Origin of the sequence: Streptomyces sp. NPDC052299 (assembly GCF_040679335.1) — a bacterium.
Lineage (GTDB): Bacteria > Actinomycetota > Actinomycetes > Streptomycetales > Streptomycetaceae > Streptomyces.
The window spans coordinates 1-22,318 of the sequence record NZ_JBFAUP010000043.1; the positions used below are offsets into that span (position 1 = coordinate 1).

Below are 22,318 nucleotides of genomic sequence, written 5' to 3' on the forward strand. Positions count from 1 at the left end.
CTCAAGGAACGGACGCTTCCTTTGTACTCACCCTCTCGGGCTTTCCTCCGGGCGCTTCCCTTCGGTCTTGCGTTTCCGACTCTATCAGACTCTTTTTCGTGTCCGATTCCCGGTCGAAGCGGGTCTTCCCTTTTGCCTTTCGGCGGTTTCAACCTTACCAGACTCATTTCGTTCCGTTTCCGGTTCGAATTTGATTCCGGCGGCCGTTGAAGTGGCCTTGCCTTTCGGCTGATCCGACTTTATCAGAAGTGTTTCGGTCGAAGCTAATCGACTTGAACTTCAGAAGGTGGGAATCGAATGGCTCTGCGGAAATTCCATTTCCGGCGAGAGCGAGATAGATATTAGCTGGCTGAACTCGAACTTGTCCAGTTCGAGGCAACCGTTTAAATCTACCTCCCCCACGTCGCCGTGTCAACGGTTTTTTGGGGCGAAGAGGAGACTAGCAGGCCAGGGGCGCCGGATGCACATCAGGCGGCGGTCGGCAGTTCGGCGCTGCGTTCGACCGTGTCCAGGTCACCCGCTTCGCCGGCACGGGCCGCGCGGCCGCCGAGCACGTACACGTACGTGAGGAACAGCAGCTCGGCGGCCGTGCCCAGCGAGATGCGGGCCCAGGTCGGCAGGGCGGACGGGGTTACGAAGGCTTCGATCACGCCGGAAACGAACAGCACCAGCGCCAGGCCGATGGCCATGCCGAGCGCGGCGCGTCCCCGTTGCGCCAGGGCCGCGCGACGGGTCTGCGGACCCGGGTCGATGACGGTCCAGCCGAGGCGCAGACCGGTGCCGGCGGCGACGAAGACCGCCGTCAACTCCAGCAGCCCGTGCGGAAGGATCAGCCCCAGGAACGTGTCGAGGCGGCCCGCCGACGACATCAGGCCGATGCCCACCGCCAGGTTGACCACGTTCATGAAGAGGACCCAGAGCACCGGCACGCAGAGGAAGGCGCCCAGCACCAGGCACATGGCGGCGGCCTGGGCGTTGTTCGTCCAGACCTGCGCGGCGAAGGAGGTCGCCGGGTGACTGGAGTAGTACGTCTCGTACTCGCCGCCCGGGACCGTCATGCGGCGGAGGTCCTCCGGGGCCGCGATGGCCGACTGGACCTCCGGATGCGTGCCGATCCACCAGCCCATGAGTGCGGTGAGGAGCGTCGAGAGGACGGCGGTGGGTATCCACCAGTGCCGGGAGCGGTAGACCGCTGCGGGAAAACCCGCCGTGAGGAAGCGGGCGACGTCGCGCCAGGACGCACTGCGGGTGCCGGTCACCACAGAACGGGCGCGCGCGACCAGCTGCGTGAGCCGCGCGATGAGCACGGCGTCCGGGGTACTGGACTGGATGAGGGAGAGGTGGGTCGCCGTGCGCTGGTAGAGATCGACCAGTTCGTCGGCTTCCGCGCCCGTCAGCCGGCGCCCCCGGCGCAGGAGCTGGTCCAGCCGGTCCCACTCGACGCGGTGGGTGCGGACGAAGACATCGAGGTCCATGGTCGGCTGCTGCTCCAGGCATGGGTTCGCACGGGTCGTACGACTGTGGCGTCGCGGGTCAGCTTGGCAGACTGTGGGGCCGCCGGGCAGGGGCCTGCGGACGAGGGGTGGGGCGATGAGTGAACTCGTGACCGGGGATGCGGTCGTGCTGGGGCTCCGGCCGGCGAAGCTGCCGAGCCGTGCCCTGGCTCTGGCCATCGATCTGGTCGTGGTGGGAACGGTCTTCGGTCTGGTGGCGCTGGGGCTCGCCCTCGCCGGCGGTTCCTTGGACGACGCCGCCTGGGCCGCCGTGTCCGTCGCCGCCTTTCTGCTGGTCCCGGTGGGTGGTCCGATCGCGGTGGAGACGCTGAGCCACGGCCGTTCGCTGGGGAAGCTGGCCTGCGGGCTGCGGGTCGTACGGGACGACGGGGGGCCCATCCGGTTCCGTCACGCTCTCGTGCGTGGGGCGATGGGGGTCGTGGAGGTCCTGATGACGTTCGGGGTCGTCGCCGTCGTCGCGTCGCTGGTCTCGGCCCGCGGCCGCAGGCTCGGGGACGTCTTCGCGGGGACGCTCGTCGTACGGGAACGAGTGCCGGCGGGACGGGCCGCGGCCGTTCCGCCGCCTCCGCCGTGGCTGGTCGGGCGGTTCTCCGGGCTGGATCTGTCGGCTGTTCCGGAGGAGCTGTGGCTCGCGGTGCGGCAGTACTTGACGCGAATGCACCAGCTCGACCCCACTGTGGGCAGGGCCATGGCGGAACGGCTCGGCGGGGAGGTCGCCGCGCGCACCGGGGCTCCGCCCCCGCCGGGCGTCCCGGCCGCTGCCTACCTGGCCGCCGTGGTGCACGAGCGGCAGGTACGGGACGCGCGCAGGGCGTGGCAGGGTGCCCATGCCGGGCCGGGGCATGGGTGGATCGCGCAGGAGCCTCGGGGCGGCCTACGAACGGTGGAGGATGCCGTTCGCCCCGATGCCGGCACGTCCGACGAGGCGGCCGGGCGACCGCCTGCCACCGGGTTCGTGCCGCCCGCCTGAGGGTCAGCGGTCGGAGGGTGGGGAGTCCAGGTCTTCGAGTTCGATGCCGGGGGCGGAGAGGACCACGTCGCCGGCGAGGTGGATCGTGTGCCGTTCGCCCGTGTCCAGGGCGCTGACCTGGTATTCGTCCACCGTCAGGGGGCCGTTGTCAGTGGGGTGCGCTTCACTGTTCACCAGGGCCCAGGACTGGTCGGCGGTACGGGGGGCGAGGACCGGGTCCGTGAAGGTGACGACCCGCACGCGGGTCTCGGGGGAAGCGGGGGTGAGGCGCAGCAGACGAGCGGTCGCGACGAGGAAGGCGGGCGACGTGCCGCTGAAGGCGTGGGCGCGGACATTGCCTTCGGTGGCGTGGGTGCCCGTCGGGTCGGTGCGGACCCAGGTGAGGCCCTCCAGGGCGGCACCGCGGACCTGCCAGTCGGCGGAATGGAGTTCGAGTCGGAGGGGGCGGCCGAGTTCGTCGAGGGTGAGGTCGACGGATCCCAGGTGACTGCCGGACGGGGCGGTCGTTTGGGAGATGTAGCGCCAGCCGGACGGGCCGGGCGCGCAGTGGAAGTGTTCTTCGCCGAGAGGGGTGTGGTCGTGGACATCGTGGAGCGAATATCGGCCGCGGGGCATGGGGTCCTTCGAGTCCTCGGCTCGTGCGGGTGCGGTACGGCGCAGGCCCCCGACACGGGGGTGCGGGGGCCTGCGTTCGTCGCTGCTGCTGGTCGGCCCGGGCCGCGCTGAGCGCCCGGTGCCGGACCGGATCGGCCGGACCGTTCGAGGTCCGGCCGGTTCCGGGCCGGTGGCGGGATCAGTAGCGGTAGTGGTCCGGCTTGTACGGGCCCTCGACCTCGACACCGATGTACGCCGCCTGCTCCGGGCGCAGCGTCGTGAGTTTGACGCCGAGGGCGTCGAGGTGGAGGCGGGCGACCTTCTCGTCCAGGTGCTTGGGCAGCACGTAGACGTCGGTCGGGTACTCCTCGGGCTTCGTGAACAGCTCGATCTGGGCCAGGGTCTGGTCCGCGAACGAGTTCGACATCACGAACGACGGGTGCCCGGTCGCGTTGCCCAGGTTCAGCAGGCGGCCCTCGGAGAGCACGATCAGGACCTTGCCGTCCGGGAACGTCCAGGTGTGGACCTGGGGCTTGACCTCGTCCTTGACGATGCCCTCGATCTTGGCCAGACCGGCCATGTCGATCTCGTTGTCGAAGTGACCGATGTTCCCGACGATCGCCTGGTGCTTCATCCGGGCCATGTCCGAGGCCATGATGATGTCCTTGTTGCCCGTCGTCGTGACGAAGATGTCCGCCTGCTCCACCACGTCGTCCAACGTGGCGACCTGGTAACCGTCCATCGCCGCCTGCAACGCGCAGATCGGGTCGATCTCCGTGACGATCACCCGGGCCCCCTGGCCCCGCAACGACTCCGCGCAGCCCTTGCCCACATCGCCGTAGCCGCAGACCACGGCGGTCTTCCCGCCGATCAGGACGTCGGTGGCACGGTTGATGCCGTCGATCAGGGAGTGGCGGCAGCCGTACTTGTTGTCGAACTTCGACTTCGTCACCGCGTCGTTCACATTGATCGCCGGGAAGAGGAGGCTCCCGTCGCGGTGCATCTCGTACAGGCGGTGGACACCCGTCGTGGTCTCCTCCGTCACCCCACGGATCTCGGACGCCAGCTGCGTCCACTTCTGCGGGGACTCGCCGAGCGTGCGGTTGAGGAGCGTGAGGATCTGCGCGTACTCCTCGCTGTCCGCCGTCGCCGGATCCGGAGCCGCGCCCGCCTTCTCGAACTCCACACCCTTGTGGACGAGGAGGGTGGCGTCACCGCCGTCGTCCAGGATCATGTTCGGACCACCGGTCGGCGTGTTCGGCCAGGTCAGGGCCTGCTCCGTGCACCACCAGTACTCCTCCAGCGTCTCCCCCTTCCAGGCGAAGACGGGGACGCCGGCGGGCGCCTCGGGGGTGCCGTTCGGGCCGACCGCGATCGCGGCAGCCGCGTGGTCCTGGGTGGAGAAGATGTTGCAGGAGGCCCAGCGGACCTCGGCGCCGAGGGCGACCAGGGTCTCGATCAGCACGGCGGTCTGCACGGTCATGTGCAACGAGCCAGTGATACGAGCCCCCGCCAGCGGCTGCGCCGCGGCGTACTCCTTACGGATCGACATCAGACCGGGCATCTCATGCTCGGCAAGCGTGATCTCCTTCCGCCCGAAAGCGGCAAGGGAGAGATCGGCGACCTTGAAGTCCTGTTGGTTGGCGACCGTCGTCATAACGGGCTGCTCCTCGTTGTGGAGTCGAGGGTGGGTAGGGCGGCTCTGCGGCGGCGGGCACACGAATGCCCGGGCGCTCGCAGCGCAGTCCGTCGGAGGCCCTCTCTCCCTCGGCCGGTCCGGCGTACGGACCGATCGACCGCCATCAGCAGCGACGTCTGACACTGCCGTCGAATCTACACCGAACGGCGCAGCCGCTCCCAGTCCACCGGAGCGGGTCCGGGGCGGGAGCGGCTGGGTCGGGTGCGCGATGGCGGGTCCGGTGCGGTCAGTGGCCGGATTCCGCCGGGCCGTTGCCCTCCGTGGCCGCCGGGGTGTCGGCTGCCCCGGAGCCGGGCTCGGCGGCTCCGGGCTCGGGCGCTTCCGGGCCGGGGGTTTCCGCGCCGGAGGGGGTGTGGGCGCCACCGGGGGCCTTGGCCGGGTTGGTGCCGGCCGCTGCCGCCGCCGCGTTGTAGATGTCCGGCTCCAGGTAGATCACCCGGGCGATCGGGACGGCGGCGCGGATGCGGGACTCGGCGGCGTTGATGGCGTTGGCGACCTCGTCGGCGGTGTCGTCGTGCTGGACCGCGATCTTGGCGGCGACCAGCAGCTCTTCCGGGCCGAGGTGGAGCGTGCGCATGTGGATGATCCCGGTGACGGTGTCGCCGTCGACCACCGCGGCCTTGATCTTCTCGACCTGGTCGGCGCCGGCGGCCTCGCCGAGCAGCAGGGACTTGGTCTCGGCGGCCAGCACGATCGCGATCGCGATCAGCAGGATGCCGATACAGAGGGTGCCGATGCCGTCCCAGACGCCGTTGCCCGTGCCGAGGGCCAGGCCGACGCCGCCGAGGGCGAGGACGAGACCAATGAGCGCGCCGAAGTCCTCGAGGAGCACGACGGGCAGTTCCGGGGCCTTCGCGCGGCGGATGAACTCCGTCCAGCTGAGCGAGCCCCGCGACTCGTTGGACTCCTTGATCGCCGTGCGGAAGGAGAAGCCCTCGGCGATGATCGCGAAGACCAGGACGCCGACCGGCCAGTACCACGCCTCCAGCTCGTGGGGGTGCCGGATCTTCTCGTAGCCCTCGTACACCGCGAACATGCCGCCGACGGAGAACAGGACGATGGAGACGAGGAAGGCGTAGATGTAGCGCTCACGGCCGTAGCCGAAGGGGTGCTGTGGGGTGGCCTCGCGCTGGGCCCGCTTGCCGCCGAGGAGCAGCAGGCCCTGGTTGCCGGAGTCGGCGAGCGAGTGGACGCTCTCCGCGAGCATCGACGAGGAGCCGCTGAACAGGAACGCCACGAATTTGGCCACCGCGATCGCGAGGTTGGCGCCGAGTGCCGCCACGATCGCCTTGGTTCCGCCTGACGCACTCATGGGTTCCTGGTGTCCCTTCTTCGGTCTGCGGCTCCGACGGCCGCGGTGTGGCGGCATATTGTTGCAGCCGCCGTCGCGGACGGTGCGTCAGGCCACCACTGTCGCACGGAACAGCGTGCCCGCTCCGGACACGTGTACCCGCTCGCCCGCCGGGACGAAGACCGATTCGCCGGGTACGAGGGCGAGGTCGCCGGCGCTCGGGGTGCCCGCCGTGCACAGCAGGATCTGTGGTGTGGGCGCGGTCAGGTCGGCGGGGGCGGCGCCGGGTGACAGGTCGAAGCGGGAGAGGCGGAACTCGTCCACCGGCGTCTCGTACAGCTCCTCGCCCGACGGGGACGCCTCCGGGCGCAGGACGCCCGGGTCGGTCGCCTCGAAGCGGACGATCCGCAGGAGTTCGGGGACGTCGATGTGCTTGGGCGTCAGACCGCAGCGCAGCACGTTGTCCGAGTTGGCCATGATCTCGACGCCGAGGCCGTCGAGGTACGCGTGCGGGACGCCCGCGCCGAGGAACAGCGCCTCGCCGGGCTGGAGCCGTACGTAGTTGAGCAGCATGGCCGCGATGACGCCCGCGTCGCCGGGGAAGTGGTGGGCGATGCGGGCGTACGGGGCGTAGGCGCCGCCGATCCGCTCGGCGGCTGCCGCCGCGGCGGTCACCGTCTCGGCCATCTCGTCCGGGTCCGCGGTGAGGATCGCCGTCAGCACCTCGCGCAGGGCGGCCTCCTCGGGCTGGGCGCGGAGCAGGTCCGCGTACGGCTTGAGGGAGTCGACGCCCAGGCCCTCCATCGCCTCGGCCGCCTCCAGGGGCCGGCGGAATCCGCACAGGCCGTCGAAGGGGGTGAGCGCGCAGATCAGCTCGGGCTTGTGGTTGGCGTCCTTGTACGTGCGGTGGGGGGCGTCGATCGGGACGGACCGGCTCTCCTCGTCCGCGTAGCCCGCCCTGGCCTGGTCCAGGTTCGGGTGCACCTGGAGGGAGAGGGGGGCGCCCGCGGCGAGCAGCTTGAGGAGGAAGGGCAGCCGGGGGCCGAACTTCTCGACGGTCGCCGTGCCGAGCTCACGGGCGGGGTCGGCGTCGATGACGTCGGTGAGGGACTGTTCGACGGGGGCGGTGCCGGATTCGGTGCGGGCGATCCGGGACGGGGCGCCCGGGTGGGCGCCCATCCACATCTCCGCCTGCGGTTCGCCGGTGGGGGCGACGCCCAGCAGGGCGGGGATCGCGGTGGTCGAGCCCCAGGCATACGGGCGCACGGTGTTGGAGAGCCGGTCCATGGATCAGTCCTTGTGTTGCTGTGCTGTCTTGAGTGGTGCGGGTGTCTCAGGCGCCGGGGGCCGAGGCGAGCGACAGGTAGACCGCGGCGAAGTCGGTGACGGCGAGCAGCTCGGCGAGGGATTCGAGGGTGCTGCCCTCTTCCGGTTCGAGCTCGCTGATCGCGGTGTCGTGGCCGAGGGCCAGTTCGCGGGCGGCCGGGGCGGCGCTGAGGCCGCCGGTCGGGCGGTCGCGGAGCAGCACCACCCGGGCGTGCAGGGGTTCCGCCTCCTCGACGCGGTCCCGGAAGAAGTCGTCGGGGTCCGCGCCCGCGGCGAAGGCGCCCGCCAGCAGGCCGCCGTGCGCCGGAAGCGCCTCCGGGAGTGCGGCGGCGAGGGCCGGGCGGCCCGCGAGCTCCGCCAGGACCGCGGCGAACCGGCGTCCTACGGGGCCGGCCGCTTCGCCCTCCGTCCAGACCAGGGGGAGGGTGTCCGCGAGTTCGGCGGCGAGGGTCTTGGCCGGGTTGCTGTACGTCGCGATGGCCGGGCCGCAGCGCTCCGCCGTACGGTCCAGGCGGTCCGCGACGCTCTGGAGCGCGTCGGCGGGGGCGGTGACCAGGCCGACGCGGTCGAGCAGGGCGAGGAGCGGGGTGAGCAGGGCCCAGAGCGTGCCGGGGCCGGCGGCCGACGTCTCGGCGTCGTACTCGCCGTGCGGGGCGGAGGCCATCGGGACGACGAGACCGTGCACCCCGTGCACCGCCTCCCGCAGCGGGGAGCGGAGCGGGGCGACGGCGACGACCGTGCAGCCCCGGCGGTACGCCTGCTCGGAGAGGAGGGCGAGGCCCGGTTCGGAGCCGTCCGCCGTGGCGATGAGCAGCAGGTCCACTGAGCCGGCCCAGCCGGGCAGGGTCCAGCGGAGCGCGCCGGGGGCGGGGGCGACGCCGGTCGGGGGGATGCGGGTGACCGGGGCGGAGGCGCCGGCGAGGGCGGCGATCAGGTCCGCGACGCCGGTGGCGGCGGTGCCGGGGCCCGCGACGAGGACGGCACGCGGGCGGCCCTCGGGCTTCAGCTCGGTGATCCCGGCCTCCGTCGCGTGCCGGGCGGCGGTGCGGACCCGGGCCCCGGCCTCGGCGGCGCCGCGGAGCAGGTCGCGGCGGTCGGCTCGGGCCAGGGCGTCGGGGGCGTCGAGCAACGACTCGTCGAGCATGGGGCGGTCCTCCGGTGCGGGTGCGGTGCGGCCGCTTCGGGCCGGTTACGCCGGTCGAGCCGGTTACGCCGGGCGGCGGGCCTCGTCGACGAGGAGTACGGGGATGCCGTCCCGGACCGGGTAGGCGAGGCCGCAGTCGGTGCCGGTGCAGATGAGTTCCGGGGTGTCGGCTGCCGTCTGGTCGTCCAGGGGGGCGTGGCAGGCGGGGCAGGCCAGGATCTCCAGGAGGCCGGCTTCGAGCGGCATGGGGTGTCCCTTCGGGCGGTCTGTTGTCGGGGCCCTTTGGGGGGCGGGGTCAGCCTACCGCTGGGGTGGGGTGGGGTGCGTGTCGTGGGGGGCGGGGGGGGGCGGGTGCGTTGCGCCTGCGGCGGGCGCTTGTCCCCTCCCCGCCCCTTCCCGAAACCGGGGCTCCGCCCCGGACCCCGCTCCTCAAACGCCGGAGGGGCTGGGAGGCGGGGAGTGGCCCCGGACCCCGCTCCTCAAACGCCGGAGGGGCTGGAGATTCGGGGCGGGGCTGGAATGGTGCGGCGAGGGTGGGATTCAGGCGCGGATCAGGGTCAGGACCTCGTCCCGTACTCGCCTCATCGTCTCCTCGTCCCCCGCCTCCACGTTCAGGCGCAGCAGCGGTTCCGTGTTGGAGGGGCGGAGGTTGAACCACCAGGTGGGGGTGGTGACCGTGAGGCCGTCCAGGGTGTCCGTGGTGGCGTTCTCCTGGTGGGCGTAGGCGGCAGCGACCTTCGCCGTGCTGGCCTTCTGGTCGTCGACCGTGGAGTTGATCTCGCCGGAGGCGGCGTAGCGGTCGTACTGGGCGACCAGGGCCGAGAGGGGGCCCTCCTGGCCGCCGAGGGCGGCGAGTACGTGGAGGGCGGCGAGCATGCCCGTATCGGCGTTCCAGAAGTCGCGGAAGTAGTAGTGGGCCGAGTGCTCACCGCCGAAGATCGCGCCGTGGGCGGCCATCTCGGCCTTGATGAAGGAGTGGCCGACCCTCGTGCGGACGCAGGTGCCGCCGTGTTCGCGTACGACCTCGGGGACCGAGTGGGAGGTGATCAGGTTGTGGATGATCGTGCCCCGGCCGCCGTTGCGGGCGAGTTCGCGGGCCGCGACCAGGGCGGTGATGGCCGACGGGGAGACGCCTTCGCCGCGTTCGTCGACCACGAAGCAGCGGTCCGCGTCGCCGTCGAAGGCCAGGCCCAGGTCGGCGCCCTCGGCCGGCACGCGGGCCTGGAGGTCCATGATGTTCTTCGGGTCCAGGGGGTTGGCCTCGTGGTTCGGGAAGGTGCCGTCCAGCTCGAAGTACATCGGGACCAGGTCCACGGGCAGCCCGGCGAAGACCGTGGGGACGGTGTGGCCGCCCATGCCGTTGCCCGCGTCCACGACGACCTTGAGGGGGCGGATCTCCGTCAGGTCGACCAGGGAGAGCAGGTGCGCCGCGTAGTCCGTGAGGGTGTCGCGCTCGGTGAGTGTTCCCGGGGTCGCGACCGGCTCGGGGGCGCCCTTCTCGGACCACTCCTCCACCAGCGCGCGGATCTCGGCCAGGCCGGTGTCCTGGCCCACCGGGGCCGCGCCCGCCCGGCACATCTTGATGCCGTTGTACTGCGCGGGGTTGTGCGAGGCGGTGAACATCGCACCGGGCAGGTCCAGCGCCCCGGACGCGTAGTACAGCTGGTCCGTCGAGCAGAGGCCGATCACCATGACGTCGGCACCGCGCTCCGCCGCGCCCCGGGCGAACGCCCCGGACAGGTCCGGGGAGGTGGGGCGCATGTCGTGGCCGATGACGATCGCGTCCGCGCCGGTCACCTCGGCGAAGGCCGCCCCGAAGAGTCCGGCCAGCTCCTCGTCCCACTGGTCGGGCACGACTCCGCGCACGTCGTACGCCTTCACGAGCTGCGACAGGTCTGCGGTCACGGGCGGGGCCTCCTGGGGTTGCTGCGGACCGCCAAAACTACCCGGCGGCCGACGGCCCCTCAGGAGTCGGGTGAGCGCAGGACGCGGAGGTGCCCCCTGCGGGCGACCTCCATCGGGTCGGCGGTCCGGCGGCCGCCTCCCTGGGTGCCGTCGCCCCGCTCCTGCGGACGCGCGGCCTCCCGTACGGCGTTGGCCAGCGCTTCCAGGTCGTCGCCACTGGGGCGGCTGGGCGCCGAGGGATCGGAGAGCCGGACGACCTCCCAGCCCCGCGGCGCGGTCAGCCGCTCGCTGTGCTCGGCACAGAGGTCGTAGCAGTGGGGCTCGGCGTAGGTGGCGAGCGGGCCGAGGACCGCAGTCGAGTCGGCATAGACGTACGTCAGTGTCGCGACGGCAGGGCGGCCGCACGCGGTGCGCGAACAGCGACGTACAGGGCTCACGATGTTGGACGGTACCGCACTCTTGAGCGGGCTGCGACGACTCTCCCCCGGCTCACCCCTCCGTGTCGCCCTGTGACGTCCGGCACACGCGCCCCCCGGGCAACTCCCCTGACCTGCGCGGGAGGAGAGGGCGAGGACTGCGACAGCGATGATTCCGGTCACCGCTGTGCCGCGAACCTTTCACAAGGCGTCGGCCCGGCGGTCGCGAGCGGGGCCGGAAACGGGCTGCGGTGTGGCCGGATCGCTCAAGAGCGGACAGGGCGGGGTGGGCCCGCTCGCCCTCCGGCCGGGCGGGCCGTCGGGGGTTAGGCTGCGTCGGTGATGGACAGTTCCGTACCGCCCAGCCCGTCCGAGCCGCCTCCGCGGCGCCGGGACCGACACGGCCGAGGCATGCGCGGGCCCGTCGCGCCGCCGCAGGTGCCGCTGTCGACGAGCCGCGCGGACAACTTCCGCGATCTCGTCCAGGACTCGGTGGAGCGGCTGGAGCGGCGCTGGCCGCAGCTGACGGAGGTCGACTTCGTCGTCCTGGAGGTGCCGGACACGGCGGAGGAGACAGTTCCGCTCGGCGACGCGGTCTCCGCCGAGAAGGGCCGGCCCGCCCGCATCACCGTCTACCGGCGCCCCGTCGAGCTGCGTACCAAGAGCCGTGACGAGCGCGCCCTGCTCGTCCACGAGATCGTGGTCGAGCAGGTCGCGGAGCTCCTGGGGCTGGCGCCCGAGTCCGTCGATCCCCGTTACGGGCAGGAGTAGGGCCGCTCAGTCGTCCAGCACCGACAGGTCCTGGCGGGCGGCCGGGACCTCCACCGTGCCCCGGTCGTCCGGCAGCGTCTGGACCGTGAACATCTGGATGCCGTTCACCGTCTCGGTCAGCGTGCGCGCGGCGTGCACCGGGCCGCCCGACTGCGTCTCGACCGTCAGGGCGTAGGTGCCCTTGAGGCCGGTCGGCACGGGCGGGGTGACCGCCGTGGTCGTGCCCGCCGCGATCTTGTACGTCTTGCTGACCGGAGTACCGCCGCCGCTGCCGGCCGATGCCGTGACCTTGACGGTCGCGGCGGCGCCGGGGGCGGTGAGGGAGAGGACCGAGCCCTTGGACCGGTTGTCGGCGACGGTGGCGCGCGCGCCGACCGGGCCGGTCGCCGGGATGTAGGCGACCTCCTGCTTGTCGCCCTTGCCCCGGACCACGCGCAGGGCGGCGACGACCGGGGTGGCCCTGCCCTTCTCGGAGGGCACCAGCATCAGCGAGCCCGCCTCGCCCCGGGTGATGTCCTTGAGGTCCATTCCGGCGGTCATGTGCGACTTGACGTGCAGCTCCTCGTGGCCCGCCGGGGTGACCGCGCCGGTCTTGCCGAGCAGCTTCAGGCCGAGGTCGGCGTCGTCGTCGCCGGGGGCGAAGGCCACCAGGCGCACCGAGGTCGCGTCGGCCGGGATGCCGGGCAGCACGACCGTGCCGGCCGGTTCGGCGGAGGCGGTGAGCCAGTCGCTGCCGGTCGTGTCGTCCGCCGTCCTGACGGCCGCGCCGACCCTGCCCGTGCGGGTGGTGACGTGGACGGTGACGTCGTCGGCGGCCTTGCTCGTGAGCGTCGAGATCAGGACCCGGACGCCGGAGCCCGCCGGGACCGTGATGCCCTCGCCGACGTCGGACTTCAGGGAGCCGTCCGGGCCGTACAGCTCGATGTCGGCGACGGCCGCGGTGTCGTCCGGGTTGGTGAGGTGGACGTAGTCCTCGCGGGTCTTGGCGGTGCTCGCCGCGGGGAACCAGAAGTCGGTGTCGGGTGCGGTGCAGCTGATGCCGAGCAGGCCGCGGCCGTCGCCCGCCTCGATGGTGGTGGTCTGCTGGGCGGTCCAGCCGGGGGCGAACCGGCCGGTCGCGGTGCCGATGAGGGCGGGCGAGTCCGCGCCCGACGCCTCGCCGGTGGCGGGCTTGCCGGGCTCCTTGAGGGAGACCACCGGCTTGCCCGCCTTGTCCTTCTTGCTCTTTTCCTTGTCCTTCTTGTCCTTGTCGTCGGCCTTCTCGTCGGACTTGTCGTCGGTCGTCGCCTCGTCGTCCTTCGCGGAGGACAGCAGTTCGGCGGTGCCTGCCGCGGCGGAGCCGCCGCTTCCGCCGCCGGACGGGGTGAAGGCCGTGTACGCCGTCTCCGAGAGGTCGGAGAGGCCGGGCGCCGGGCAGAGCAGGCTGGTGCGTTCGACGGGCAGCCGTGCGGCCGTCCCCGCTTCGGCCGTGCTGTCGCCGGACGGTTCGTTGAGCGCGGCGAACCCGGTGACGGCGGCCAGGGCGACCGCTCCGGCGATGAGGGACAGGGCGCTGGTGGACTTCACTCGGACTCGCCTCGCGATGCGTTACCGGTCGGCCACGGGTTCTGGCCCGGGGCGGGGTTCTCGGGGTTCTGCGGGTCGTACGGGTGCTGCTCGCCGTACTGCCCGGCCTCGGGGCCGTACCCGTTCGGGTCATAGGACCGCGGGTCGTACGCGGGCGGGTCGTAGGGGCCCGCGTACTGGCCGTCCTGGTACTGCGGATAGCCGTACGGGTCGTAGCCGCCGGGGTCCGGCTGCTGCCGGCCCCCGGCGTACTGCGGGTCCTGGTACGGGGCGCCGTCCTGGTACTGCGGCGAGGCCGGGTCCTGGTACTGGCCCTGGCCGTCGCCCCAGTCGCCGTACTGCTGCTGCGGTACGAAGACGTTGTCGTCGTCCTCCGTGGCCGCGGCGTCGGTTCCGGCGCTCTGCTGGGCCGGAACGTACGCGGGCTGCTCGCCGGTCCCGTCCAGGTCCGGGGCGCTCTCCGCCTCCTGCTGTCCGGGGGCCCCGGCGGCCTCCGCGGCCTCGCTCTCGGCCAGGGCGGCGGCACGGAGCCTGCGGGCGCGGCGGCCCTCGCCCGCGACCGGTTCGGCGGCGACCGCCTCGGCCTCCTCGGGCAGGTCGTCGTCGATCTCGCGGCGGCGGCCGGGCAGGGCCATGACCACGAGGACCACGGCGAGCGCGATCTGCGCCCAGATCCACACGGTGTGGGTGAAGGGCTCCTCGTAGGTGAGGTCCAGGGTGCCGCCCTCGGCGGGCAGTTCGAAGCCCTGGGCCCAGCCGTCGACGGTCTTGGCGGTCAGCGCGCGGCCGTCGAGCGTGGCCCGCCAGCCGGGGTCGGCCGCGTCGGCGATCCGCAGCACCCGGCCGTTGCCGCCCGCCGGGATCTTCGTGTGCGCCTCGACCGGCTGCGAGCCCACGGGGAGCGGTTCGTCGCCGGCGGCGGACGGGACGATCATGATCCGGGCGACCTGCCGGTCCACCCGCCACAGGGCGCTGCCGTCGAGCTGGCTGAGCCGGCTCAGGCCCGGCGTGGCGTCGAGCACCCGGCTCATCCGCTTGGGTGCCCCGTCGCGCACGAGGACGTAACGGATCGCGAAGCCGCTGAGCTGGCTGCCCTGGTCGGCCCCGGAGCCGGCGACCAGGTTGGCGACGACCTTGTCGAGGTGGCTGTTGCCGCCCTGGGCCTCCGCCAGCTCCGCGTCGCCGAGCCGGGCGCCCGAGCCGCGGACGAGGGTGTAGTCGACGGAGGCGGACGAGGTGCCGCCCAGGACCAGGGTGCGCGGCTGGTCGCGGGTGCCGCTCTCCTCCGCGACGAACGCGGGCACCTGGACCGGGTCACGGCGTTCCAGCGGGCCCGCCGCGCCGTCGATCATCCAGCCGACGGCGGCCAGCACGGGGGCCACGCCCGCCGCGAGGGCGATCAGGGCGGCGACCGGTTGGCGCCAGCCGAAGCTCAGTTCGGCGACGCGGATGCGGGCGCCGTCCGCGCCGACCAGCGCGGCGGCGATGAGGGCCGCGCCGTAGACCAGGGTCGCGGGGCCGGCCCAGCCGGAGCCGTTGGCGAGCCCGGCGAACGCGAGGGAGACCAGTGCGGCCACCCAGGCGGTCCGGACGGCGAACTGCCGCTCCCCGCGCAGCAGGGCGGCCAGCGCCGCAAGCACGATGCCGAGGAGCAGGACGCCGCCCGCCGCCTTGGGCCCGCCGGGGCTGATGCCCAGGAGGTCCAGGGCCGAGGCGGAGCCCGTACCGGTCTCAAGCCCGGCTTCCTTCAGGAACGCGGACGGGCTGCTCAGCAGCGAGAGCGACCAGGGCGCGAGGACCAGGACCGGAGTGCCGACGGCGGCGAGGAAGCGCAGCGCGTACGCCGTGATGTCGCGGCGTCGCAGGACCAGGACGCCGAGGCCGAGGACCACGGCGAGCGGCCACACGATCGGCGTGAACGCCATGGCGAGGGTGAGGAGCAGGGTGTACGCCCAGGTGGCGCGCCAGCTGCCACGGGCGTCCCCGGAGGCGCGCATGCCGTGCGCGGAGACGGCGGTGCGCGCGATCAGCGGCAGCAGGACGGCCAGGACGGCGGTGCCGAGGCGACCGGTCGCCAGGGCGCCGGTGGCCGCGGGCAGGAAGGCGTACGCGACGCTCGCCCAGGCGCGCAGCAGCCGTGAGGGCAGCAGCGGGCGGGTGACGAAGTACGCGGTGAGTCCGGCGAGCGGGACCGAGCAGACCAGCAGCAGGGTGAGCGCGAAGCCGGTGGAGCCCAGGAAGAGCGCGGACAGGGCGGAGATGACGGCGAGGTAGGGCGGGGCGGTCTGGGTGCCGCCGGTGCCGACGGGGTGCCAGCCGTCCGCGTAACGCGCCCACAGGTCGGAGACGTCGCCGGGGGCGGGCAGCAGGGCGCCGCCGGCCAGCGCGCCGCCGCCGATGAGGTCGCGGCAGGCGACGAGGGAGACCAGGAGGAGCAGGGCGAAGAGGACCGGTCCTGGCTTGCGGCCGACCTTCTTCAGCCGGGCGAACTGGTCGATCTCCAGGTAGTCGGCGTCGTCGCCGCCCGGTCCGGACTCGACGGCGCCGTGCCGGGAGCCGCCGGAGTCGGCGTCGGAACCGCCGCCGAAGTTTCCGGCGATCTGTTCGACGGTGGCGCGGACGGTGGCGCCGGGGGCGGGGAAGAGGCCGCGCAGTTCGGCGGCGTCGACGGCGCCCTTCCCCCGGGCGCGGCGGGCGGCCAGGATGCGGCCGGGGCGCAGCAGGGTGCTCAGGAGTCCGGTGACCTCGTCCAGGGCCTGGCCCGGGACCTTGCCGACGAGGTAGGCGAGGGTGCGCAGGAGGGTGCCGAGGACGAGCCTGAGCATGACCCAGGGCAGCTTCTTGCCGCGGGCGTTGACGAGCATCGTGTAGACGGCGCCCGCCTTGTCCACGCGGTGCGGGCTGGCGACGCTGCGGCCGGCGCAGTCGATGGGGCGGCGTTCCCGCGCGGACGCCTCGGCGTGCCGCAGGACGGCGTCGGGGGCGACGAGCACCCGGTGGCCGGCCAGGTGGGCGCGCCAGCACAGGTCGACGTCGTCGCGCATGAGCGGGAGCCTGCGGTCGAAGCCGCCCAGCTCCTCCCAGACGTCGCGCCGGACGAGCATGCCCGCGGTGGAGACGGAGAGGACGGTGCGGACCTGGTCGTGCTGGCCCTGGTCCTGCTCGCGGCGGTCGAGGCCGGTCCAGCGGCGGCCGCTGTTGGCGATGGAGACACCGACTTCGAGGAGCTGGCGGCGGTCGTACCAGCCGCGCAGCTTGGGCCCGACGATCGCGGCGTGCCGGTCGTTGTCCACGACGCGCAGCATCTCGGCGAGGGCGTCGGGCGCGGGCGCGCAGTCGTCGTGGAGCAGCCAGAGCCACTGCACCGGCTCGCCGTGCGGCAGCTCGGGCATCTCGTACGCCTCGTCGCGCCAGGTCCGGGTGACCGGGTCCCAGCCGCTGGGGCGCTTCAGGTAGGGCAGGTCGTCCGGGGTGAGGACGCCGGCCGTGCGGCCTGCCTCGTCCACGGCGGTGCCGAAGCTCGTGCGCCGCGCCAGGTGCAGGACGCGGTCGGCGCCGAGGGCCTCGGTGACCAGGCGCGCGGAGTCGTCGGCGCTGCCGGTGTCGGCGGCGATGACGTTCTGTACGGGGCGTTCCTGGCCGAGCAGTCCGGCGAGCGCGTCGGGCAGCCAGCGCGCGCCGTCGTGGGAGACGAGCACGGCGGTGACGACATGCCGGGGGAACTCGGGGGCGGCGGCGGCCGCGTACGGCGCCGTTGATTGGCTGTGCACGGACATCGAGGTACGGGCCCTCCGGCCGGGTCCGGGGGACGTCCCCCCGGGGGCTGCATCGGTGTACACGCGCGCTCTGTCGGGTCGTTGGCGCGTCTCGGACGGGGCCCCACACTAACGGTAGGGATAACCGGGGTGGCGCGGAGCGGTTGAACGAGGGCGCGCGAGGGTACGGGCCGGCGCGGATTCCGGGTGTGGCCGTGATGCCCGCCGGGTACGGCGACGGCCCGCCGCCTGCGGGTGCAGGCGGCGGGCCGTGGTGTTCGGGTGCGGCGGGCCGGGCCGGTCGGCCCGGTCAGACGGCGGCCTTCTTCAGGCGGCGGCGTTCGCGCTCGGAGAGGCCGCCCCAGATGCCGAACCGCTCGTCCTTCGAGAGGGCGTACTCCAGGCACTCGGACCGGACTTCACAGGCGAGACAGACCTTCTTCGCCTCGCGGGTCGATCCACCCTTCTCGGGGAAGAAGGACTCGGGGTCGGTCTGGGCGCACAGCGCGCGCTCCTGCCAGCCGAGCTCTTCGTCCGCGTCCTCGACCAGCAGTTGCTGGAACAGCTCGGTCATGTGCGCCCCTCGTCTGTCTCTTGCGTCCCGTGATGCGGCCGTTACCGAATCGGCCGAACGACACGGGTGAAATTACAAGCGTGTAGCTCTGGCTGGTCAAGCCCGGATCTGCTATTGGCCCCGGTATTCACCCTGCGGCACCAACCGTATGCGTTAAGTGTTCAAATCACCAAAAACCTGACATATGCCATGGGCTCTACCGCGTTCCCGTCCGCCATGGAGACAAACCGCTGCGGACGCGGACACGTTTCGATTCGATCACCGAAGCGACCAAGATCACATTCGGGTCACGGTGCCGCGCCCACGTTTGGCAGCGCGGTTGTTGCGCCACCTGTCCCCGCTGCGGGCCGCTAAAACCTTTCTCCGCGCGGAGTAACCGGATGAGGTGAAACATTGCCGCCAAACCGGGCATCGAGTTGACACCGGGCAGCTCTTTGGTTCTCCTTGATGGCATGCCAGTGACCTCAGCGACGCACGCGACCCGCGCCCGTGGGTTCCGCAGCGCTGTCCAGGCTCGCTGTCGCTGTTCCAGCTGTCTCAGCTGTTGATGCCGCCGACGCCGTCGTAGCCCTTCCGCTCCGGCCCGGCACCGCTCGTCCCGCACCTCCCCGGGCCGCCGCCCCTCCGTCTTTCCGGCGTCGGCGCCCATGGACCCCGCGACGAGCCCCGCACCGCACGCCGCACTCGCACCCGCCGAGGAACCACGCTCCATGAACAGCAGCGACAGTGACCTCCAGATCGCCGGCGACCTCCTGGAGGTCCAGCACCTTCTCCGGCCGGCCCCCGAACATCCCGCCACCGTGGCGGAGTTCGTCGGACTCGCCCGAGCCATCGCGTCCGACCGCGACCAGTGGACACCGCTCGTCCGCTACGACGCCACCACGCGCTGGTACCACCGCCTGCGCCAGGGGCCCGGCTACGAGGTCTGGCTCCTCAGCTGGGTGCCCGGGCAGGGCAGCGGGCTGCACGACCACGGGCCGTCCTCCGGCGTCCTGACCGTGCTGGACGGCGAACTGACGGAACGTACGGACCGGGGAAAGCGGACGCTGGGCGCGGGCGCGCAGCGCGTCTTCGCGCCCGGCTACGTCCACGAGGTCGTCAACGACTCCCTGGAACCGGCCGTCAGCCTCCACATCTACTACCCGGGCCTCACCGACATGCCGATGCACGCCGCGCAGTGCGCCCCGGCGGCCGCGACTGCCTGACCGGCCCCCCGACAGGAATCAGGCCGCACCTGACAAACTGTTTGCATGCGCATTGTGGTTCTGGCCGGCGGTATCGGTGGTGCTCGTTTCCTGCGGGGTCTCAAGGAGGCCGCGCCCGACGCGGACATCACGGTCATCGGCAACACCGGTGACGACATCCATCTGTTCGGGCTCAAGGTCTGTCCCGACCTCGACACCGTGATGTACACCCTCGGCGGGGGCATCAACGAGGAGCAGGGCTGGGGCCGCACCGACGAGACGTTCCGCGTCAAGGAGGAACTCGCCGCGTACGGCGTGGGCCCCGAGTGGTTCGGCCTCGGCGACCGCGACTTCGCGACGCACATCGTCCGTACGCAGATGCTCGGCGCGGGCTATCCGCTCAGTGCCGTCACCGAGGCGCTCTGCGCCCGCTGGAAGCCGGGCGTCCGGCTGCTGCCCATGTCCGACGACCGCGTCGAGACGCACGTGGCGATCGAGGAGGACGGCGAGAGCAGGGCCGTGCACTTCCAGGAGTACTGGGTGAAGCTGCGGGCGGCCGTGCCGGCGCGGGCGATCGTGCCCGTCGGCGCGGAGCAGGCGAAGCCGGCGCCCGGGGTCCTGGAGGCGATCGCCGGGGCCGACGTCATCCTCTTCCCGCCGTCCAACCCGGTCGTGTCCGTCGGCACGATCCTCGCCGTGCCCGGCATCCGCGAGGCCATCGCCGAGGCCGGGGTCCCGGTCGTCGGCCTCTCCCCCATCGTCGGCGACGCCCCGGTGCGCGGGATGGCCGACAAGGTCCTGGCGGCGGTGGGCGTCGAGTCGACCGCCGCCGCCGTCGCCGAGCACTACGGGTCCGGGCTGCTCGACGGCTGGCTGGTCGACACCGTGGACGCGGGGGCGGTCGAGCGGGTGGAGTCGGCGGGCATCCGCTGCCGGTCCGTCCCGCTGATGATGACCGATGCCGCCGCCACCGCCGAGATGGCGCGGCAGGCGCTGGCCCTCGCCCAGGAGGTCCGCGCGTGAGCGCCGCCGACGCCCCCTCCTACCGCGTGTGGGCCCTGCCCGGGATGCCCGAGGTGCGGCCCGGGGACGACCTCGCGAAGCTGATCGCGGCGTGCGAGCCGGGGCTGGTGGACGGTGACGTCCTGCTCGTCACCTCGAAGGTCGTCTCCAAGGCGGAGGGCCGGATCGTCGAGGCCACCGACCGGGAAGCGGCCATAGACGCCGAGACGGTACGGGTGGTGGCCCGGCGCGGTCCGCTGCGAATCGTGGAGAACCGGCAGGGCCTGGTCATGGCCGCCGCCGGAGTCGACGCCTCGAACACCCCCGCCGGGACGGTCCTGCTGCTCCCGGAGGACTCCGACGCCTCGGCCCGGGCGATCCGGGACGGGCTGCGGGCGGAGCTCGGCGTGGAGGTCGGCGTCCTCGTCACGGACACCTTCGGGCGGCCCTGGCGCAACGGGCTCACCGATGTCGCCATCGGCGCGGCGGGGGTGCGGGTGCTGGACGACCTGCGGGGCGGGCGGGACGCGCACGGCAATCCGTTGAGCGCGACCGTGATCGCCACTGCCGACGAGCTGGCCGCGGCCGGTGACCTGGTCAAGGGCAAGACGGACGGGCTGCCCGTCGCCGTCGTGCGCGGGCTCGGACACGTCGTGGACGCGGCGGACGAGCAGGGCGCCCGCGCGATGGTGCGGGTGGCGGCCGACGACATGTTCCGGCTGGGGACCTCGGAGGCGGTCCGGGAGGCGGTGACGCAACGGCGCACGGTGCGCGAGTTCACGGACGAGCCGGTGGACGCGGGGGCGGTACGGCGGGCGGTCGCCGCCGCGGTGACCGCACCGGCGCCGCACCACACGACGCCGTGGCGCTTCGTCCTGCTGGAGTCCCCCGAGTCGCGGACCCGGCTGCTCGACGCCATGCGGGACGCGTGGGTCGCTGATCTGCGGCGCGACGGCAAGAGCGAGGAGTCGGTCGCCAAGCGGGTGCGGCGGGGCGAGGTGCTGCGCCGGGCGCCGTATCTGGTGGTGCCGTGCATGGTGATGGACGGTTCGCACACGTACGGGGACGAGCGGCGGGACGGCGCGGAGCGCGAGATGTTCGTGGTCGCCGCGGGGGCCGGCATCCAGAACTTCCTGGTGGCGCTGGCCGGGGAGCGGCTGGGGTCCGCGTGGGTGTCCTCGACGATGTTCTGCCGGGACGTGGTGCGGTCCGTCCTGGAGCTGCCCGAGTCCTGGGACCCGTTGGGGGCGGTCGCGGTGGGGCACGCGGTGGCGGCACCCGGGCCGCGGGTGGATCGGTCCGCGGAGGACTTCGTCGTCGTGCGGTGAGCTCGACGCGGCCGCGGAGGGTGTTTCGGGGCTCTGCCCCGGACCCCGGTCCTCAATCGCCGGACGGGCTTGGTTTCACAGCCGTGCGATGTCCCTCGGCTGGAAGCGCGGGGCTCTCCTCGGCGGGGTCGCGCCCGAGAGCAGGATCAGGCGGGTCGCCCGGTGGCGTTGACCCTCGTACGGAGCGAGGAGAGCCAGCATCTCTTCGTCGTTCGCGTGGCGGTTGCCCGCCAGGGCGTGGCCGACGATGCCGGGGAGGTGGAAGTCGCCGACCGTCACCGCGTCCGGCGCGCCGTTGGAGCGCTGCAGGGTCTCCGCCGCCGTCCAGGGGCCGATGCCGGGGACGGCCTGGAGGCGGGTCAGCGCGTCGGGGAGGTCCATCGCGGCCGCCTCCTCCATCCGGCGGGCCACCCGGACCGTGCGCAGGATCGTCGCCGAGCGCTTGCTGTCGACGCCCGCGCGGTGCCAGTCCCAGGACGGGATCAGCGACCACGCGCGGGCGTCCGGCATGACGTAGAGGCCGAACTCCTGCGGGCCGGGCGCGGGCTCCCCGTACTGGCGCACCAGGAGGCGCCAGGCGCGGTACGCCTCGTCCGTCGTGACCTTCTGCTCCAGGACCGACGGGATCAGCGACTCCAGCACCAGGCCCGTGCGCAGCAGCCGCAGGCCGGGGCGGCGGTGCTGGGTCTGGGCGAGGAGGCGGTGGCGCGGGGTGAAGGCCGCCGGGTCGTCGCCCTCGCCGAGCAGCGTGGGCAGCTGGTCGAGCAGCCAGGCCGCGCCGGGCCCCCAGGCGGACGCCTCGATCCGGCCGTCCCGGGCGACGACGTGGAGCGTGCCCGGGCCCTCGGGGGTGCGGCTGGACCGGCGGACGGAGCCGTCGGCGACCATCCGGAACGTGGGGTCGGCGGGGCCGCGGCGCAGGGGCCCGAGGACGAGGCGCAGGTCGAGCGGGCCCGGCGGGGTCCAGACACGGGTCTGCGCCGCCGGTACGGGCCCGGCCGCCGCCTGGTGCGGGACGGGCGCGCGCCGGGCGTTGCGGGGAGCGAATCGTCCTGCCACGGATGAGGTCCTCGGTCGTCGGGGCTGCCTGTCGAGGGTACGGCGATTTCCGGCCACCCGGTCCGCGCACGGGCCGGGGCCAGGGCCTGTCGTCAAACTGCCGTCGTCGCCCGCAGGGCGGCCGAGCGGCGTCAGGTGCGTGCTCTCGCTGTGCCGGCCCCAGACCCCTGTACTGGACGTACCGGGGTCTGGGGCCGGTGCGGCGAGAGTGCGTGCATGG

The 22,318-nt window shown here is 72.9% G+C and carries 18 protein-coding genes; 5 read left to right on the plus strand and 13 right to left on the minus strand.

The genetic code is table 11. From position 1 onward, the window contains the following. Nucleotides 1-467 precede the first annotated feature (467 nt). Complete coding sequence (locus tag AB0L33_RS34795) at nucleotides 468-1,475, minus strand: stage II sporulation protein M (RefSeq protein WP_365687740.1); 1,008 nt, start codon at nucleotides 1,473-1,475, stop codon at nucleotides 468-470. 115 nt (nucleotides 1,476-1,590) lie between these two features. On the opposite strand from AB0L33_RS34795, the gene AB0L33_RS34800 reads away from it, so the two are divergent. Beyond that, nucleotides 1,591-2,484 (plus strand): RDD family protein, encoded by an 894-nt coding sequence (locus AB0L33_RS34800; RefSeq protein ID WP_365687742.1) that lies wholly within the window; start codon nucleotides 1,591-1,593, stop codon nucleotides 2,482-2,484. Nucleotides 2,485-2,487: 3 nt separating this feature from the next. Here the strand turns inward: AB0L33_RS34800 and AB0L33_RS34805 are convergent, their stop codons facing one another. From AB0L33_RS34805 to AB0L33_RS34840, 8 genes are all read right to left on the minus strand, one after another. Then, nucleotides 2,488-3,099, minus strand: coding sequence for a hypothetical protein (locus AB0L33_RS34805; RefSeq protein WP_365687743.1), 612 nt, complete (start codon nucleotides 3,097-3,099; stop codon nucleotides 2,488-2,490). A gap of 178 nt (nucleotides 3,100-3,277) precedes the next feature. Next, entirely contained in the window at nucleotides 3,278-4,735 is a 1,458-nt protein-coding gene (gene ahcY, locus AB0L33_RS34810) for an adenosylhomocysteinase (RefSeq protein ID WP_365687745.1), read from the minus strand. A 268-nt stretch (nucleotides 4,736-5,003) separates the two neighbouring features. After that, the gene (locus AB0L33_RS34815) at nucleotides 5,004-6,089 is read right to left on the minus strand and encodes a cation diffusion facilitator family transporter (RefSeq protein WP_365687748.1); all 1,086 of its coding nucleotides are present in this window, start codon (nucleotides 6,087-6,089) and stop codon (nucleotides 5,004-5,006) included. An 87-nt stretch (nucleotides 6,090-6,176) separates the two neighbouring features. Further along, a complete protein-coding gene (gene manA / locus AB0L33_RS34820) occupies nucleotides 6,177-7,355 on the minus strand; it encodes a mannose-6-phosphate isomerase, class I (protein ID WP_365687749.1) in 1,179 nt (392 codons plus the stop codon). A gap of 46 nt (nucleotides 7,356-7,401) precedes the next feature. Next, on the minus strand, nucleotides 7,402-8,538 hold the full coding sequence (locus AB0L33_RS34825; RefSeq protein ID WP_365687751.1) for an SIS domain-containing protein: 1,137 nt from the start codon (nucleotides 8,536-8,538) through the stop codon (nucleotides 7,402-7,404). 63 nt (nucleotides 8,539-8,601) lie between these two features. Further along, on the minus strand, nucleotides 8,602-8,784 hold the full coding sequence (locus AB0L33_RS34830; protein WP_018103989.1) for a Trm112 family protein: 183 nt from the start codon (nucleotides 8,782-8,784) through the stop codon (nucleotides 8,602-8,604). A gap of 294 nt (nucleotides 8,785-9,078) precedes the next feature. Continuing rightward, the gene (locus tag AB0L33_RS34835; RefSeq protein ID WP_365687753.1) at nucleotides 9,079-10,443 is read right to left on the minus strand and encodes a phosphomannomutase/phosphoglucomutase; all 1,365 of its coding nucleotides are present in this window, start codon (nucleotides 10,441-10,443) and stop codon (nucleotides 9,079-9,081) included. A 59-nt stretch (nucleotides 10,444-10,502) separates the two neighbouring features. Beyond that, entirely contained in the window at nucleotides 10,503-10,880 is a 378-nt protein-coding gene (locus AB0L33_RS34840) for a DUF3499 domain-containing protein (protein ID WP_018103991.1), read from the minus strand. 390 nt (nucleotides 10,881-11,270) lie between these two features. Between AB0L33_RS34840 and AB0L33_RS34845 the strand changes: the two genes are divergently transcribed. Further along, the gene (locus AB0L33_RS34845; protein WP_365687754.1) at nucleotides 11,271-11,630 is read left to right on the plus strand and encodes a metallopeptidase family protein; all 360 of its coding nucleotides are present in this window, start codon (nucleotides 11,271-11,273) and stop codon (nucleotides 11,628-11,630) included. 6 nt (nucleotides 11,631-11,636) lie between these two features. On the opposite strand, the gene AB0L33_RS34850 is transcribed toward AB0L33_RS34845, so the two are convergent. From AB0L33_RS34850 to AB0L33_RS34860, 3 genes are all read right to left on the minus strand, one after another. Next, a complete protein-coding gene (locus AB0L33_RS34850; protein ID WP_365687756.1) occupies nucleotides 11,637-13,196 on the minus strand; it encodes a DUF5719 family protein in 1,560 nt (519 codons plus the stop codon). Further along, the gene (locus AB0L33_RS34855) at nucleotides 13,193-16,972 is read right to left on the minus strand and encodes a glycosyltransferase (protein ID WP_365687757.1); all 3,780 of its coding nucleotides are present in this window, start codon (nucleotides 16,970-16,972) and stop codon (nucleotides 13,193-13,195) included. Before AB0L33_RS34855 ends, AB0L33_RS34850 begins: the two co-directional genes overlap by 4 nt. 289 nt (nucleotides 16,973-17,261) lie before the next feature. Next, complete coding sequence (locus AB0L33_RS34860) at nucleotides 17,262-17,525, minus strand: WhiB family transcriptional regulator (protein ID WP_018103995.1); 264 nt, start codon at nucleotides 17,523-17,525, stop codon at nucleotides 17,262-17,264. A gap of 710 nt (nucleotides 17,526-18,235) precedes the next feature. Between AB0L33_RS34860 and AB0L33_RS34865 the strand changes: the two genes are divergently transcribed. Genes AB0L33_RS34865 through AB0L33_RS34875 form a run of 3 tightly spaced genes read left to right on the plus strand, consistent with a single transcriptional unit; the run spans nucleotide 18,236 to nucleotide 21,039 of the window. After that, the gene (locus AB0L33_RS34865; RefSeq protein ID WP_365687758.1) at nucleotides 18,236-18,730 is read left to right on the plus strand and encodes a cysteine dioxygenase family protein; all 495 of its coding nucleotides are present in this window, start codon (nucleotides 18,236-18,238) and stop codon (nucleotides 18,728-18,730) included. 45 nt (nucleotides 18,731-18,775) lie between these two features. Continuing rightward, a complete protein-coding gene (gene cofD, locus AB0L33_RS34870; protein WP_365687760.1) occupies nucleotides 18,776-19,732 on the plus strand; it encodes a 2-phospho-L-lactate transferase in 957 nt (318 codons plus the stop codon). Then, nucleotides 19,729-21,039 (plus strand): coenzyme F420-0:L-glutamate ligase, encoded by a 1,311-nt coding sequence (locus AB0L33_RS34875; protein ID WP_365687761.1) that lies wholly within the window; start codon nucleotides 19,729-19,731, stop codon nucleotides 21,037-21,039. Before cofD ends, AB0L33_RS34875 begins: the two co-directional genes overlap by 4 nt. A gap of 75 nt (nucleotides 21,040-21,114) precedes the next feature. On the opposite strand, the gene AB0L33_RS34880 is transcribed toward AB0L33_RS34875, so the two are convergent. After that, complete coding sequence (locus tag AB0L33_RS34880; protein ID WP_365687763.1) at nucleotides 21,115-22,098, minus strand: DNA-3-methyladenine glycosylase 2 family protein; 984 nt, start codon at nucleotides 22,096-22,098, stop codon at nucleotides 21,115-21,117. Between the last annotated feature and the right edge of the window lie 220 nt (nucleotides 22,099-22,318).

What these genes read in the sequence shown, in the direction of transcription:
- AB0L33_RS34805 (WP_365687743.1), bottom strand. Translation starts at nt 3,099, where the DNA reads ATGCCCCGCGGCCGATATTCGCTCCACGATGTCCACGACCACACCCCT.
- AB0L33_RS34825 (WP_365687751.1), bottom strand. Translation starts at nt 8,538, where the DNA reads ATGCTCGACGAGTCGTTGCTCGACGCCCCCGACGCCCTGGCCCGAGCC.
- AB0L33_RS34860 (WP_018103995.1), bottom strand. Translation starts at nt 17,525, where the DNA reads ATGACCGAGCTGTTCCAGCAACTGCTGGTCGAGGACGCGGACGAAGAG.
- manA (WP_365687749.1), bottom strand. Translation starts at nt 7,355, where the DNA reads ATGGACCGGCTCTCCAACACCGTGCGCCCGTATGCCTGGGGCTCGACC.
- ahcY (WP_365687745.1), bottom strand. Translation starts at nt 4,735, where the DNA reads ATGACGACGGTCGCCAACCAACAGGACTTCAAGGTCGCCGATCTCTCC.
- AB0L33_RS34855 (WP_365687757.1), bottom strand. Translation starts at nt 16,972, where the DNA reads ATGTCCGTGCACAGCCAATCAACGGCGCCGTACGCGGCCGCCGCCGCC.
- AB0L33_RS34865 (WP_365687758.1), top strand. Translation starts at nt 18,236, where the DNA reads ATGAACAGCAGCGACAGTGACCTCCAGATCGCCGGCGACCTCCTGGAG.
- AB0L33_RS34830 (WP_018103989.1), bottom strand. Translation starts at nt 8,784, where the DNA reads ATGCCGCTCGAAGCCGGCCTCCTGGAGATCCTGGCCTGCCCCGCCTGC.
- AB0L33_RS34845 (WP_365687754.1), top strand. Translation starts at nt 11,271, where the DNA reads ATGCGCGGGCCCGTCGCGCCGCCGCAGGTGCCGCTGTCGACGAGCCGC.
- AB0L33_RS34800 (WP_365687742.1), top strand. Translation starts at nt 1,591, where the DNA reads ATGAGTGAACTCGTGACCGGGGATGCGGTCGTGCTGGGGCTCCGGCCG.
- AB0L33_RS34815 (WP_365687748.1), bottom strand. Translation starts at nt 6,089, where the DNA reads ATGAGTGCGTCAGGCGGAACCAAGGCGATCGTGGCGGCACTCGGCGCC.
- cofD (WP_365687760.1), top strand. Translation starts at nt 18,776, where the DNA reads ATGCGCATTGTGGTTCTGGCCGGCGGTATCGGTGGTGCTCGTTTCCTG.
- AB0L33_RS34795 (WP_365687740.1), bottom strand. Translation starts at nt 1,475, where the DNA reads ATGGACCTCGATGTCTTCGTCCGCACCCACCGCGTCGAGTGGGACCGG.